This window comes from Massilia sp. CT11-137 (genome assembly GCF_047302885.1).
Taxonomy (GTDB): Bacteria; Pseudomonadota; Gammaproteobacteria; order Burkholderiales; family Burkholderiaceae_D; genus Telluria; species Telluria orientalis.
Genome location: NZ_JBKYMP010000002.1, coordinates 2860308 through 2874160, shown reverse-complemented (window position 1 = coordinate 2874160; position 13853 = coordinate 2860308). Strand labels below are relative to the sequence as shown.

The 13853-nt window shown below is 68.2% G+C and carries 12 protein-coding genes; 11 read left to right on the top strand and 1 reads right to left on the bottom strand.

The window, feature by feature from the left end; genetic code table 11:
* The first annotated feature begins 17 nt into the window (after positions 1-17).
* From wrbA to ACEN98_RS29690, 11 genes are all read left to right on the top strand, one after another.
* Positions 18-629, top strand: a complete 612-nt coding sequence (wrbA, locus tag ACEN98_RS29740) for an NAD(P)H:quinone oxidoreductase (protein WP_413344782.1) — start codon at positions 18-20, stop codon at positions 627-629.
* A gap of 3 nt (positions 630-632) precedes the next feature.
* Positions 633-1031, top strand: coding sequence for a DUF2069 domain-containing protein (locus ACEN98_RS29735; protein ID WP_413344780.1), 399 nt, complete (start codon positions 633-635; stop codon positions 1029-1031).
* The gene (locus ACEN98_RS29730; protein WP_413388428.1) at positions 1031-2446 is read left to right on the top strand and encodes an FAD-binding oxidoreductase; all 1416 of its coding nucleotides are present in this window, start codon (positions 1031-1033) and stop codon (positions 2444-2446) included. Before ACEN98_RS29735 ends, ACEN98_RS29730 begins: the two co-directional genes overlap by 1 nt.
* A 13-nt stretch (positions 2447-2459) precedes the next feature.
* Positions 2460-2894, top strand: a complete 435-nt coding sequence (locus ACEN98_RS29725; RefSeq protein WP_413388427.1) for a DUF4124 domain-containing protein — start codon at positions 2460-2462, stop codon at positions 2892-2894.
* Positions 2882-5443: an FtsX-like permease family protein gene (locus tag ACEN98_RS29720; protein ID WP_413388426.1), complete on the top strand. Its 2562-nt coding sequence runs from the start codon at positions 2882-2884 to the stop codon at positions 5441-5443. The genes ACEN98_RS29725 and ACEN98_RS29720 overlap by 13 nt, the downstream gene beginning before the upstream one ends.
* Positions 5443-6522: a lipocalin-like domain-containing protein gene (locus ACEN98_RS29715; protein WP_413388425.1), complete on the top strand. Its 1080-nt coding sequence runs from the start codon at positions 5443-5445 to the stop codon at positions 6520-6522. The genes ACEN98_RS29720 and ACEN98_RS29715 overlap by 1 nt, the downstream gene beginning before the upstream one ends.
* A 75-nt stretch (positions 6523-6597) precedes the next feature.
* On the top strand, positions 6598-8421 hold the full coding sequence (locus tag ACEN98_RS29710) for an ABC transporter transmembrane domain-containing protein (RefSeq protein WP_413388423.1): 1824 nt from the start codon (positions 6598-6600) through the stop codon (positions 8419-8421).
* A gap of 155 nt (positions 8422-8576) precedes the next feature.
* Positions 8577-10589: a Cache 3/Cache 2 fusion domain-containing protein gene (locus tag ACEN98_RS29705; RefSeq protein ID WP_413388422.1), complete on the top strand. Its 2013-nt coding sequence runs from the start codon at positions 8577-8579 to the stop codon at positions 10587-10589.
* A 113-nt stretch (positions 10590-10702) separates the two neighbouring features.
* Complete coding sequence (locus ACEN98_RS29700) at positions 10703-11797, top strand: threonine aldolase family protein (RefSeq protein ID WP_413388420.1); 1095 nt, start codon at positions 10703-10705, stop codon at positions 11795-11797.
* Positions 11798-11833: 36 nt separating this feature from the next.
* Positions 11834-12628 carry a thymidylate synthase gene (gene thyA / locus ACEN98_RS29695; protein WP_413388419.1) on the top strand — a complete coding sequence of 265 codons (795 nt, stop codon included), beginning with the start codon at positions 11834-11836 and terminating at the stop codon, positions 12626-12628.
* A 14-nt stretch (positions 12629-12642) separates the two neighbouring features.
* The gene (locus tag ACEN98_RS29690) at positions 12643-13131 is read left to right on the top strand and encodes a dihydrofolate reductase (protein WP_413388418.1); all 489 of its coding nucleotides are present in this window, start codon (positions 12643-12645) and stop codon (positions 13129-13131) included.
* 42 nt (positions 13132-13173) lie between these two features.
* Here ACEN98_RS29690 and ACEN98_RS29685 read toward each other — a convergent pair whose 3' ends face one another.
* Positions 13174-13671, bottom strand: a complete 498-nt coding sequence (locus tag ACEN98_RS29685; RefSeq protein WP_413388417.1) for a hypothetical protein — start codon at positions 13669-13671, stop codon at positions 13174-13176.
* Positions 13672-13853: the final 182 nt, after the last annotated feature.

Below are 13853 nucleotides of genomic sequence, written 5' to 3'. Positions count from 1 at the left end.
GCCCTATAATACCAACGATGAACCCAACCAATCGGATTATCCTCGTGTTGTATTACTCGCGTCATGGAAAGACGCGCCGGCTGGCCGAACTGATCGGCCAGGGCATCGACAGCGTGCCGGGCATGGAAGCGCGGTTGCGGACTGTTCCCGCGGTGTCGACGGTGGCCGAAGCGACGGAACCCGACATCCCGCGTGCCGGCGCGCCCTATGTGGAGCTCGAGGATCTGGCGGAGTGTGCCGGACTGGCGCTGGGTTCGCCTACGCGGTTCGGCAATATGGCGGCGCCCATGAAATATTTTCTCGACGGTACTTCCGCGCAGTGGCTGTCCGGCACGCTGGCCGGCAAGCCGGCCGCGGTATTCACGTCGACGGGCAGCCTGCACGGCGGCCAGGAATCGACCCTGCTGTCGATGATGATCCCGCTGCTGCACCACGGCATGATGGTGATGGGCCTGCCCTACACCGAGCCGGAACTGATGACCACCGCGAGCGGCGGCAGTCCCTACGGCGCGACCCACTGGTCGGGCGTGGACGGCAACCGCCCGGTGACGGAAGACGAGAAGCGGCTCGCGATCGCGCTCGGCCGGCGCCTCGCGATCGCCAGCCGCAAACTGCAGGGGACGGAGTAAGCGATGCAAACGCAAAGGGTATTTCATACGGGCGCGGTGACGAGTCTCGTCATCCTGTTCGCCTGGCTGCTGGTCTGGGAGATCGTCGTCGCGCCCCTCCACCCGGGCGGCTCGCTGCTGGCGCTGAAGGCCCTGCCGCTGCTGCTGCCGCTGCGCGGCGTCCTCAAGCGCGACCTGTACACGCTGCAGTGGTCGTCGATGGTCATCCTGATCTACTTCGTCGAAGGCATCGTGCGCGCCTGGAGCGACAAGACGGAAATCTCGCGCATGATGGCGCTGGGCGAAGCGCTGCTCGTCGTCTCGTACTTCCTGTTCGCCCTGCTGTACCTCCGCCCGTACAAGAAGCAGGCGCAGAAGCTGGCCAAGGAATTGCTCGACAAGGTCAAAGTACCGCATGACTGATGCTCATCGCTGATCACCTTATCGAGCGCTGCGCCGGCATCGTCGGCGCGGCCAACGTCCTCGTCGACGAGCACGACACCGCCCCCTATCTGACCGACTGGCGCGGCCGCTTCACGGGCCGTGCCCGCGCGGTCGTGCGCCCCGCCAGCACGGCGGAAGTGGCCGCCGTCGTCCGCCTGTGCGCGGAACTGCGCGTCCCGATCGTGCCGCAGGGCGGCCGCACCGGCCTCGTGCTGGGCAGCGTGCCGGATGCGGCGGGCGACGCCATCGTGCTGTCGCTGCGGCGCCTGAACCGCATCCGCACCGTCGATACGTTCAACCGCACGATGACCGTGGAAGCCGGCTGCATCCTGCAGGACATCCAGCAGGCGGCCAGCGCACACGGCATGCTGTTCCCGCTGTCGCTGGCGGCCGAAGGCAGCTGCACCATCGGGGGCAATTTGTCGACCAATGCGGGCGGCACGGGCGTCCTGCGCTACGGGAACACGCGCGAACTGTGCCTGGGCCTGGAAGTCGTCACGGCGCAGGGCGAGGTGTGGGATGCCCTACGCGGCCTGCGCAAGGACAACACCGGCTACGACCTGCGCGACCTGTACGTGGGCGCGGAAGGCACGCTCGGCGTCATCACGGCGGCCGTACTGAAACTGTTCCCGCAGCCGAAGGCGGCGATCACGGCGCTCGTCGCGCTGGCCACGCCGCGCGACGCGCTGGCGCTGCTGAAGCTCGTCGAAGGCGAATGCGGGCCGACCTTGACGGGCTACGAATTGATGAGCGACGTCAGCCTGCGCCTCGTCGCCAGCCACTTCCCCGACCTGCCGCAGCCGTTCCCGGAACGCTATCCGCAATACGCGCTGCTGGAACTGTCGAGCCACGAGTCCGAGGCGCACGGCGTGGCGCTGCTGGAGCGCGCGATCGAACGGGCGCTGGAAGACGGGCTCGCGCAGGACGCCGTCGTCGCGACGTCGATCGCCCAGTCGCGCGCGCTGTGGGCCATCCGCGAGCACATCCCGCTCGCGCAGGCGGCGGCCGGCAAGAACATCAAGCACGACATCTCCGTGCCGATCTCGCGCATCGCCGACTTCATCGAGACGACGGATGCGCAACTGGAAGCGGACTATCCCGGTGTGCAGGTCGTCTGCTTCGGCCACCTGGGCGACGGCAACCTGCACTACAACGTCGCGCCGCCGGAAGACATCCGCCACGACGATTTCCTCGCCGAGCAGGGCCCCATCAACCGCATCGTGCACGACAGCGTGGCGGCGCATGGCGGGTCGATCTCGGCCGAGCACGGGATCGGCGCGTTGAAGCGCGACGAGCTCCCGCGCTACAAGTCGCCGGTCGAGCTGCAGCTGATGCGTGCGATCAAGGCCGCGCTCGACCCGCTGGGCATCATGAACCCCGGTAAAATCCTGTGACCCGGAGACCTTCATGATGCGTTTTCTTCCCCTGCTGGCGGCCTGCCTGTTGACCAGCGCCCTCGCCGATCCCGTCTACAAGTGCACGCACGACGGCAAGACGGGTTACTCGGATCGCCCGTGCGCCCACGGCAAATCGGTCGAACTGCCGGCGCCGGCGGGCATCCGCCCGGACGGCGCGGAATCGGTGCCGACGCGCGACGCGCGCACGCTCCTCCAACTGGAAAAGCTGCGCATCGCGCGCGCGCAGGAACAGGAACGCAGCGACAAGGCCGACGCGCGCCGGGCCAGGGCCGCCGCCACGCACCGCAAGCAGTGCGCGCGGCTGAACCTGCGCAAGCGCTGGGCCGAGGAAGACGTCGCCCGGCTGACGGGCCGCGCCAGGGTGGCCGCGCTGCGCCGGTCGAAACGGGCGACGGAAGCGCTGGCGGTGGAATGTCCGGCGTGATCTTCGGCGTCAACCCGTTGTCGCGCTGGCTGCTGTTCGGCGAGTGGCGCGCGCACCCGATGCGCGCGGTGCTGGCCGTCGTCGCCATCGCGGTCGGCGTCGCGATGGGCTTCGCCATCCACCTGATCAATGCGGCGGCATTCAATGAATTCAACGCGGCCGTGCACAGCCTGTCCGGCCAGGCCGACGTCCAGGTCACTGGGCGCGAAGCCTTGTTCGACGAAGGCATCTATCCGCGCCTGGCCACCCACGAAGGGGTCGCCCTCGCCTCGCCCGTGCTGGAAGTCGACGCCGCCCGGGCCGATGGACAGGGGGCGCTGAAGATCGTCGGCCTCGACGCCTTCCGCGCCGGCTATATCGCCCCCGACCTGATGGGCGCGCCGGATGCGTCCCACCCGTACGACGTCCTCGCGGACGACGCCGTGTTCCTGTCGCCGGCCGCGCAGGCGTGGCTGGGCAAGGCGCGCGGCGACAGCATCGTGGTCCGCGCCGGCACGCGGGACCTGGCGCTGCGCGTGGCGGGGCCGATCCTGCGCGCGCGCAGCGGCCAGCGCCTCGGCGTGATGGACATCGGCGCGCTGCAGTGGCGTTTTCACCTCACCGGCAAGCTGTCGCGCATCGACCTGAAACTGCGCGACGGCGTCGACCGCGCCACGTTCGGGCGCGCGCTGGCGGCGGAGCTGGAGCGCGATTATCCCGGCCGCTTCACGGTCGGCCGGCCCGGCGACGCCAACCAGGAAAGCCGCAGCAATAACCTCAGCCGCGCGTACCGCGTGAACCTGACGGTGCTGGCGCTGGTCGCCCTGTTCACCGGCGCATTCCTCGTGTTTTCCACGCAGGCGCTGTCCGTGCTGCGCCGGCGCGGACAGTTCGCGCTGCTGCGCGTGCTCGGCCTGGAACGGCGTGCGCTGCTGCGCCAGGTGCTGCTGGAAGGCGCGACCCTGGGCGTGCTCGGCGCCCTGCTCGGCATCGCGGCGGGCTATGGGCTCGCGGCGGCCGCGTTGTCCCTGTTCGGCGGCGACCTCGGTGCCGGCTACTTCCCCGGCGTGAAGCCGCGCGTGCAATTCGCGCCGGGCGCCGCCCTCGTCTACTTCGGCCTGGGCCTCGGCGTCGCGCTGCTCGGCTGCGCGGCACCCGCGCTGGAAGCGGCCCGTGCCCGTCCCGCCATCGCGCTCAAGTCCGGCAACGACGAGACGGCGCTGGAGCGCCTCAACCGCATCTGGCCCTCCCTGGTCTGCCTGCTGCTCGCCGGCGCCTGCGCGTTCGCGCCGCCCGTATTCGGGTTGCCGCTGTTCGGCTATTGCGCCGTCGCCCTGCTGCTCATCGGCGGCATCGGCCTGATGCCGCGGCTGGCCGCCTCCGCGTTCCGGCTGCTGGACCGCGCGCTGCGCCGCCGCGAAGACCACTCGCCCGTGCTGGCACTCACAATGGCGCGCCTCGCCAACGCGCCGGGCCAGGCCTCGATCGCGCTGGGCGGCGTACTGGCAAGCTTCAGCCTGATGGTCGCGATGGGCATCATGGTCGCGAGCTTCCGCGTCTCCGTCGACGACTGGATCCTGCACATCCTGCCGGCCGACCTGTACGTGCGCAGCAGCGCCGGCGGCAACACGGGCGGCTTCGGCGCGCCGGAACAGGCGGCGCTGGCCGGCGTGCCCGGTGTCGCGCGCACCGCGTTCCTGCGCACGCGGCCGTTGTCGCTCGACCCGGCCCGCCCGAACATCGTGCTCGTCGCGCGCGATATCGAAGCGAACGATCCGGGACGGATGCTGGCCCTCGTCGGCGACTCCGCCCCGGTCCCCGCCGGCGCCCGTCCCGTATGGGTGTCGGAAGCGATGACGGACCTGTACCGCGTGAAGGCCGGCCAGACGCTGGACCTGCCGCTGGGCGGCCGGCCGCGGCCCTTCTTCATCGCCGGCGTCTGGCGCGACTATGCCAACCAGACCGGCTCCGTCGTCGTGCGCCTGGATGACTATCGCGCGCTGACGGGCGACACGACCGTCACCGATGCCGCACTGTGGGCCGCGCCCGGCGCCGATGTCGCGCACGTCGAGGCCGCGCTCCGCAAACTGCCGTTCGGCGCGGCACTCCAACTGGCACGGCCCGGCGACATCCGCGCCATGAGTTTGCGAATCTTCGACCGCAGCTTCGCCGTGACCTATTTGCTGGAAGCGATCGCGATCGCCATCGGCCTCTCGGGCGTGGCCGCGACATTTTCCGCGCAGACGCTGGCGCGCGCGAAGGAATTCGGCATGCTGCGCCACGTGGGCGTCACGCGCCGGCAGGTGCTGGGCATCCTCGCCGTCGAGGGCGGCGCGTTGACGGCGCTCGGCGTCGTCACGGGCTTCGTGCTCGGCCTCGTCATCAGCCTGATCCTCGTCTACGTGGTGAATCCACAGTCGTTCCACTGGACGATGCAGTTGCACCTGCCGTGGCCCCTGCTGGGCAGTGTCGCGGGCGTGCTGGTCGCGGCGTCCGTCGCGACGGCGCTCGTATCGGGCCGCTACGCATTGTCCGGCGGGCCGGTGCGCGCCGTGCGGGAGGACTGGTGATGAGCATATTCCGCACCCTGCTGCTGTGGCTCGTCGCGACGTGCGTCCACGCGGCACCGCCCGCGCCTGCACCCATTTTTGCGCCCGTCACGCCGGGACGTACGCTGACGTTCCCGGCCGACTACGGCGCCCATCCGGACTACCGGACGGAATGGTGGTACGCGACCGGCTGGCTCAAGACGCCCGACGGCAAGCCGCTCGGCTTCCAGGTCACGTTCTTCCGCAGCCGCACGGAGACGGATCCGGCCAACCCGAGCGCGTTCGCACCGAAGCAGCTGATCATCGGCCACGCGGCGCTGTCCGATCCGGCGCTCGGCCACCTCGTGCACGACCAGCGAAGCGCGCGCGCCGGCTTCGGGCTCGCCTACGCCGACACGGGCACGACGGACGTAAAACTCGACGACTGGAGCATGCGGCGCGAACCGGACGGCCGCTACCGCGTCGTCGTGCGTTCCGGAGAGCTGTCGTTCACGTTGCGGCTCACGCCCACGCAACCGGTGCTGCTGCAGGGCGAGGCCGGCTTTTCGCAAAAGGGGCCAAAGGCCGGCCACGCCAGCTATTACTATAGCGAGCCGCATCTGCAGGTCGACGGCGACGTCGTTCACGCGGGCCGCAGGCAGGCCGTGACGGGCACCGCATGGCTCGACCACGAATGGTCCAGCCAGGTGCTCGACACGAATGCCGCGGGCTGGGACTGGACCGGCTTGAACCTCGACGACGGCGGCGCGCTGATGGCCTTCCGGATCCGCGCCAGGGATGGTAGTACACTGTGGGCCCACGCAACCTGGCGCGACGGCGCCGGCAAGGTGACGCAATACGGTCCGGACCAGGTCCGCTTCATGCCGCAACGGAGCTGGACCTCGCCCCGCACGAACACCGCCTACCCGGTGGCGACGCTCCTCGCCACGGGCACGACGCAATGGCAGATCGAGCCGCTGCAGCCGGACCAGGAACTGGATTCGCGCCGGTCGACCGGCGCCGTGTACTGGGAAGGCGCCGTCACCGTGCAGCGCGACGGCCGGGTCGCCGGAAGGGGCTACCTCGAACTGACCGGCTATGTATCAGCCATGAAGCTATAAGCGGCCATGTAGCTATAAGCGGCCATGAAGCTGTAAGCACCCGGAAGAATACGAACGACGAACAACGAAGACGACATGACCAACGGTTCCACCAGCGCCACCCCAACCAACGACACCACCTCGCGCAAGGGCGCCCTCGCCGCATTGAAAGGCCTGCTGCCCTTCCTGCGGCCGTACCGCCGCCAGTTCCTGTTCGCCGGCATCGCCCTGCTCGTCGCGGCCAGCGCCACGCTGGCGATTCCCGCAGCCTTCAAGCAGATGATCGACCACGGCTTCGGCGCGAAGGGGGGTGCGTCGAACGCCGCCAGCGTCAACGCCACGTTCCTCGCGCTGTTCGGCGTGGCGGCCGTGCTCGCGGTCGCGACGGCCGCGCGCTACTACACGGTGTCCTGGCTCGGCGAGCGCGTGACGGCGGACATCCGCAGCGCCGTCTACCGCCACGTCGTCGAACAGAGTCCCGAATTCTTCGAGACGACGCGCACCGGCGAGGTGCTGTCGCGCCTGACGACCGACACCACGCTGATCCAGACCGTCGTCGGCACGAGCATCTCGCTCGCGCTGCGCAACACCTTACTGTTCATCGGCGGCCTCGCGATGCTGTTCGTGACGAGCGCGAAGCTCACGTCCATCATCCTCGGCCTGCTGGTGCTGGTCGTCGTGCCGATCGTGCTGTTCGGCCGGCGCGTGCGCAAGCTGTCGCGCGATTCGCAGGACCGCATCGCCGACGCGTCGGCCATCGCCGGCGAGATCCTCAACGCCATGCCCACCGTGCAGGCCTTCACCCACGAGAAGATCGAAGCCCGGCGGTTCGGCGCGTCCGTCGAAGGCGCGTTCGCGACGGCGATGCGGCGCATCCGCGCCCGCGCCGTCCTCACGATGCTCGCGATCGCACTGGTCTTCGGCGCCATCGTGTTCGTGCTGTGGCTGGGCGCGCACGCCGTCCTGGAAGGCGCCATGACGGGCGGCGACCTGGGCCAGTTCATCCTGTACGCGTCGATCGTGTCCGGCGCCATCGGCGCGCTGTCCGAAGTGATGGGCGAGGCCCAGCGTGCGGCCGGCGCCACCGAGCGCCTGCTGGAACTTCTGGCCGTCCGCTCCGACATCCGCAACCCCGCGCACCCGACGCCGCTGCCGAACCGCACGGCCGGCGGCGCCGCCCTGAATCTCGCGAACGTCCAGTTCTCTTACCCGTCGCGGCCCGAGACGGCGGCGCTGGACCACGTGAGCCTCGATGTAAAACCCGGCGAGACGGTGGCCGTCGTCGGTCCGTCCGGCGCCGGCAAGACCACGTTGTTCCAGCTGCTGCTGCGCTTCTACGACCCGCAGGCGGGCTCGATCCGCCTCGACGGCGTGGACATCCGCGACCTCGACCTGCACGTGCTGCGCGGCGCCATCGGCATCGTCCCGCAGGATACCGTGATCTTCTCCGCGAACGCGCTGGAAAACATCCGCTACGGCCGCGCCGACGCGACGGACGAAGAAGTGATCGCCGCCGCGAGGCTGGCCGCGGCCCACGAATTCATCGAACGCCTGCCGCAGGGCTACCAGTCCTACCTGGGCGAGCGCGGCGTGCGCCTGTCGGGCGGCCAGCGCCAGCGCATCGCCATCGCGCGGGCGCTGCTCAAGAATCCCCCGCTGCTGCTGCTGGACGAAGCGACGAGCGCCCTCGACGCGGAGTCGGAACGCCTCGTGCAGCGCGCGCTGGAAGCGGCGATGGTCGGCCGCACGACGCTCATCATCGCGCACCGCCTGGCCACCGTGCAGCGGGCCGACCGCATCATCGTGATGGAGGACGGGCGCATCGTCGAGACGGGCACGCATGCATCGCTGGTCGCGCTCGGCGGCATCTACGCGAACCTGGCGGCTTTACAGTTCCATAACGTGCAAGTCGAACATTGAGTTAGCGGGGCGACAACGCCGAGCGTCTTTACGTAACGATTCATGCCGTCCCGGCACGATTTTGTTGCATGAACACGTCGAAAAGACGACACAATTTTGTTTCCTAGGGGATACCTGACGTACCATATCGCAACGTCAGCTCATCCCCTATCTTCATGAACAAGAAATCGTTCAGCGTCGCGAACCTGACGGTCGGATCAAAGATCACGGCCTTCTCGTTCGCCCTCGTCGCCGTCATCCTCGCCGGCCTCGTCTTCACCATCACCTGGACGACGTCGTCGATGCTGCATGCCCGCGCGATCGCCAACGTCGACTCCGAGCTGCAGAGCGTCGTCAACGCCGTCGAAATGTTCGACAACGTGATGAAGAGCCAGGCCACGAGCTTCGGCCGCATCTTCGCCACGGATTTCGAAGGCGAGTTCGCGCTGGACCCTGACGCGGTCGTTGCCGTCGGCGACAAGCAGGTGCCGACGCTGACAGCGAACGGCAAGCCCCTGAACCTCGACTTCACGTTGCCCGACCGCTTCACGCACCAGACCGGCGGCAACGCGACGATCTTCGTGGCGAGCGGCGACGACTTCGTGCGCATCAGCACGTCGGTCAAGAAGGAAAACGGCGACCGCGCCGTCGGCACGATCCTCGCCCACGAGAGCCCCGCGTATGCCGCGATCCGCGCCGGTAAACCCTACGTCGGCCTGGTGAAGCTGTTCGGCAAGCAGTTCATGACGGACTACGAACCGGTGCGCGACGCGTCCGGCAAGGTGATCGGCATCCTGTACGTCGGCCTCGACGTCGACGCCAACATCGCCGCGCTGCGCGACCGCATCAGGAAGATGAAGGTGGGCGACACGGGCTATTACTACGTACTCGACGCAACGCCCGGCAAGACCTACGGCGACCTGATCGTCCACCCCGTCAAGGAAGGCAAGAACATCCTCGCCAGCAAGGATGCGGGCGGCCGCGAATTCATCCGGGAGATGCTGGAAACGAAGCACGGCCTGATCCAGTACCCGTGGCAGAACGCCGAAGCGGGCGAGACGAGCCCGCGCACGAAAGTCGCCGCCTACACGCTGTTCAAGGACTGGAACTGGATGATCGCGGGCGGCACGTACGAGGACGAGATCACCACGGAAGCGGCGAGCCTGCGCAACCGCTACATCGTCATCGGCCTCGTGGCGCTGGCGATCTTCGCGGCGATCCTGCACACCGTGATGAAGCGCACCGTCACCCGGCCGCTCGTACGGGCCCGCGACGCCGCCGTCCGCATCGCCGAGGGCGACCTCACCGTGCGCATCCCCGTCGACCGCAGCGACGAGATCGGCCTGCTGGCCGAAGCCATGAACGACATCAGCGGCAGCCTGTCGACCGTCGTCGGCCAGGTGCGCAGCGGCGCGGAGCAGATCGCCAACGCATCCGGCGAAATCTCGAGCGGCAACCTGGACCTGTGCTCGCGCACCGAGCAGCAGGCCGCCAACCTGGCGTCCACCGTGAATTCGATGCAGGACCTGACGGAGACCGTGCGCCGCAACGCCGGCGATGCCCACGAAGCGAACCAGCTCGCGGTGAACACGTCGATGGTGGCGCAGGAAGGCGGCCGCATGGTGCGCGAAGTGATCGACACGATGGACACGATCAAGGCGTCGTCCGGCAAGATCGGCGACATCATCGGCGTCATCGACGGCATCGCGTTCCAGACCAATATCCTCGCCCTCAACGCGGCCGTGGAAGCCGCGCGCGCCGGCGAACAGGGCCGCGGCTTCGCCGTCGTGGCGACCGAGGTGCGCAACCTCGCCCAGCGCAGTGCCGCCGCGGCGAAGGAGATCAAGGGCCTGATCGTCGCGTCGACGACGGAAGTGGATACGGGCAGCCGTATCGTGCAGGAAGCGGGCGTCACGATGAACGAAGTGCTGGCCAGCGCCGAGAAGGTCACCGCCATCATGGCCCGCATCAGCACGGCCAATGCGGCGCAGAGCACCGGCATCGAGCACATCAACCGCTCGATCGGCGAGATGGACCAGGTCACCCAGCAGAACGCTGCCCTCGTCGAGGAAGCCAGCGCGGCCGCCCAGGCCATGCAGGAACAGGCCGACCAGCTGGCGCGCTCGGTACGGTTGTTCAAGCTGGACCAGCAGCAGGACACGAAGCGCCTCGCGCTCGCGCAGTACTAACTCAAACCACCGTCGTCCCCGCCTTCGCGGGGATGACGATGTAGCGACGACCGTCGCCCTTTCACCTCTATCCTCTTCGGTGTAGAGTAACGTCATCTACACCGGAGCCCCCCTTGACCGACACCGAACTGCTCGCCCGCTGCACCACCGTCTTCCCCGGCCACCGCGCCCGCACCCCGGCGGAGATGTTCGCCGCGATGGCCGCCTGGTGCGACGCCAACGGCATCGCCCACGACACCTACGGCGACGGCGCCCTGATCCAGGGCTTCGAGGCCCGCGTGGCCGAAGTTCTCGGCTTCGAGGCCGCCGTGTTCTGCATCAGCGGCACGCTCACGCAGGTAACGACCTTGCGCCTCGCCGCCGACGCGCGCGGACGCGCACCGGTGGCGCTGCATCCGACCGCCCACATCTTCGTCCACGAACGTTCCAACTACCAGTTGCTGGGCCATTTCGACGCGCTGCGCACGGGCGACCCGTATCGTCCATGGACCGCCGCCGACATCACGGGCATCCCCGACCGCCTGTCCGCCGTCGCGCTCGAGATCCCGATGCGCGAGATCGGCGGCCAGTTGTCGGCGTGGGACGACCTGCAGGCCATCAAGGCGCACTGCCGCGCGCGCGGCATCCACCTGCACATGGACGGCGCGCGCCTGTGGGAAGCGGCGGCCGGCTATGGCCGTCCGGTGGCCGAGATCGCGGCCGGCTTCGACACTGTCTACACGTCGCTGTACAAGGGCATCGGCGGGCTCGGCGGCGCCATGCTGGCCGGGAACCGCGAATTCGTCGCGCAGGCGGCCGAATGGTTCAAGCGCCAGGGCGGCAACGTGATCCACCGCTCGCCGTACGTGGTCGCGGCCGCGATGCAGTTCGAGCAGCGACTGGCCGCGATGCCCGCGTACTTCGAGCGCACGCGCTTCCTGTTCGACGTGCTGCGCGACCACCCGGTGCTGCGCGCGAACCCCGCCCGGCCGCAGGCCAACATGCTGCACGTGCACCTGCCCGTGAGCCGCGAGCGCGCGCTGGAGATCCGCCGCGAACTGGCGCGCGACCACGGCATCTGGCCGTTCAACCGCGTCAATCACGGCGTGCTGCCGGACACCTCGTTCTTCGAACTGTACGTGGGCGACAATCTGCTCGACACGCCCGACGGCCGCGTGCGCGAAGCCGTGGCGCTGCTGGCAGCGGCGGTGGAGCGCGGCATCGGTTAAAATGCGCGGGTTTTCAACCTTTCCTCGAGCCCACCGATGCGCCAATACCACGACCTGATGCGCCATGTGCTGGACCATGGCACGGTCAAGACCGACCGCACCGGCACCGGCACCCGTTCCGTGTTCGGCCACCAGATGCGCTTCGACCTGCAGGACGGCTTCCCGCTCGTCACCACGAAGAAGCTGCACCTGCGCTCGATCATCCATGAACTGATCTGGTTCCTCGCCGGCTCCACCAACATCGCGTACCTGAAGGAAAACGGCGTCTCGATCTGGGACGAGTGGGCGGACGCGAACGGCGACCTCGGTCCCATCTACGGTTACCAGTGGCGCAGCTGGCCGACGCCCGCGGGCGAGCACATCGACCAGATCACGCAGGTCATGGACCAGATCAGGAATAATCCGGACTCGCGCCGCATGATCGTATCGGCCTGGAACGTGGCCGACGTGCCGAAGATGAAGCTGCCGCCGTGCCACGCGCTGTTCCAGTTTTATGTCGCGGACGGCAAGCTGTCGTGCCAGCTGTACCAGCGCAGTGCCGACATCTTCCTCGGCGTCCCGTTCAACATCGCGTCGTACGCGCTGCTCACGCACATGATGGCGCAGCAGGCCGGCCTGGACGTCGGCGACTTCGTGTGGACGGGCGGCGACTGCCACCTGTACTCGAACCACATGGAACAGGTCGAGCTGCAGCTGTCGCGCGAAGAGCGTCCGCTGCCAAAGCTGGTCATCCACCGCAAGCCCGACTCGCTGTTCGACTACAAATTCGAAGACTTCGAGATCGTCGGCTACGACCCGCATCCGGCCATCAAGGCGCCGGTCGCCGTGTAAGCAAGGAGGTTCGCATGGCTCATCATCTGTCCCTCGTCGTCGCGATGGATGCCAACCGCGGCATCGGCGTCGACAACCAGCTGCCCTGGCACCTGCCCGAGGACCTCGCGCACTTCAAGCGCGTGACCCTCGGCCACCCGATCATCATGGGCCGCAAGACGTTCGAATCGATCGGCCGCCCGCTGCCGGGCCGCCGCAACATCGTCGTCACGCGCAATACCGGCTGGCGCCACGACGGCGTGGACGTCGTGCATTCGCTGGCCGATGCAGTCGCCCTCGTCGGCAACGATTCGGCCAGCATCATCGGCGGCGCGCAGATCTTCGCGGAGGCGATGCACGTCGCGGACCGCCTGGTCGTCACGCACATCGACAAGGCCTACCGCTGCGACACGTTCTTCCCGGAGATCGACAGCGCGCAGTGGGCCGCCGTGTCGAACGAACCCCTGCACTCGCCGACGGCCGGCGTCGACTACGCCATCGTCACCTACGACAAAGTCAGGTAACACATGTCCGGACACGGGTTGTCACGTACACGGGCCGCACGATCACGCGGTCGAACACGCCGCCCGGCCTCTGGCCACTGAGCGGCGCTCGCGGTAGTGCTTCCTCAGCACCGCGTGGCGGTGGCGGAAGAAGCGCTCGATGATCCAGCCGACGACGGGGCCGGCGAAGCGCGGTGTGAATTCCAGGCGGTCGACGACTTTCGAACCGTCCGGGGACGGCGTGATGATCCGTTCGTGCCGCCAGCTCTTCATCGACAGCAGCGGCGACTGCTCGACGAAGCGGCGCCCCGGCTCCATCTCGGTAAAGGTCAGCCGCGACAGATCGACCGGCACGACGCCGAACAGCAGGAACCGGTAATCGCCCAGCGGCCGCCCGAGGTTGCTGCCATCGCGCGGGATGTGCGTCATCCCCTCGGGGAAATCGAGCTTCAGGACCGGTCCCATCTCGGTCACGACGCCCTCGACGGACGTGCTCCAGTCCCACAGCTCGGCGGGCGAACGGGGGACGTTGCTTTCCAACTGGACGCGGACGGTGGACATGATGGCCTCGGCTGCAAAAAGAGTCTCCACTCTATGCCCGCCGGGTGCCCGCTTCCGTTAATCCCTTAACGCAGCGGCAGCTTCGTCATCCCCTTTACACAAGAGTGCGCCACAATCTGCCCCGTGTAGCTAACCTATTAAAAATTTTTGCACGGGACCCCGCGATTTCTGCGAAAATCCGC

Bases quoted from the DNA above. Each gene is read 5' to 3' on its own strand.
- wrbA (WP_413344782.1), top strand. From the start codon at position 18: ATGAACCCAACCAATCGGATTATCCTCGTGTTGTATTACTCGCGTCAT.
- ACEN98_RS29735 (WP_413344780.1), top strand. From the start codon at position 633: ATGCAAACGCAAAGGGTATTTCATACGGGCGCGGTGACGAGTCTCGTC.
- ACEN98_RS29730 (WP_413388428.1), top strand. From the start codon at position 1,031: ATGCTCATCGCTGATCACCTTATCGAGCGCTGCGCCGGCATCGTCGGC.
- ACEN98_RS29725 (WP_413388427.1), top strand. From the start codon at position 2,460: ATGATGCGTTTTCTTCCCCTGCTGGCGGCCTGCCTGTTGACCAGCGCC.
- ACEN98_RS29720 (WP_413388426.1), top strand. From the start codon at position 2,882: ATGTCCGGCGTGATCTTCGGCGTCAACCCGTTGTCGCGCTGGCTGCTG.
- ACEN98_RS29715 (WP_413388425.1), top strand. From the start codon at position 5,443: ATGAGCATATTCCGCACCCTGCTGCTGTGGCTCGTCGCGACGTGCGTC.
- ACEN98_RS29710 (WP_413388423.1), top strand. From the start codon at position 6,598: ATGACCAACGGTTCCACCAGCGCCACCCCAACCAACGACACCACCTCG.
- ACEN98_RS29705 (WP_413388422.1), top strand. From the start codon at position 8,577: ATGAACAAGAAATCGTTCAGCGTCGCGAACCTGACGGTCGGATCAAAG.
- thyA (WP_413388419.1), top strand. From the start codon at position 11,834: ATGCGCCAATACCACGACCTGATGCGCCATGTGCTGGACCATGGCACG.
- ACEN98_RS29690 (WP_413388418.1), top strand. From the start codon at position 12,643: ATGGCTCATCATCTGTCCCTCGTCGTCGCGATGGATGCCAACCGCGGC.
- ACEN98_RS29685 (WP_413388417.1), bottom strand. From the start codon at position 13,671: ATGTCCACCGTCCGCGTCCAGTTGGAAAGCAACGTCCCCCGTTCGCCC.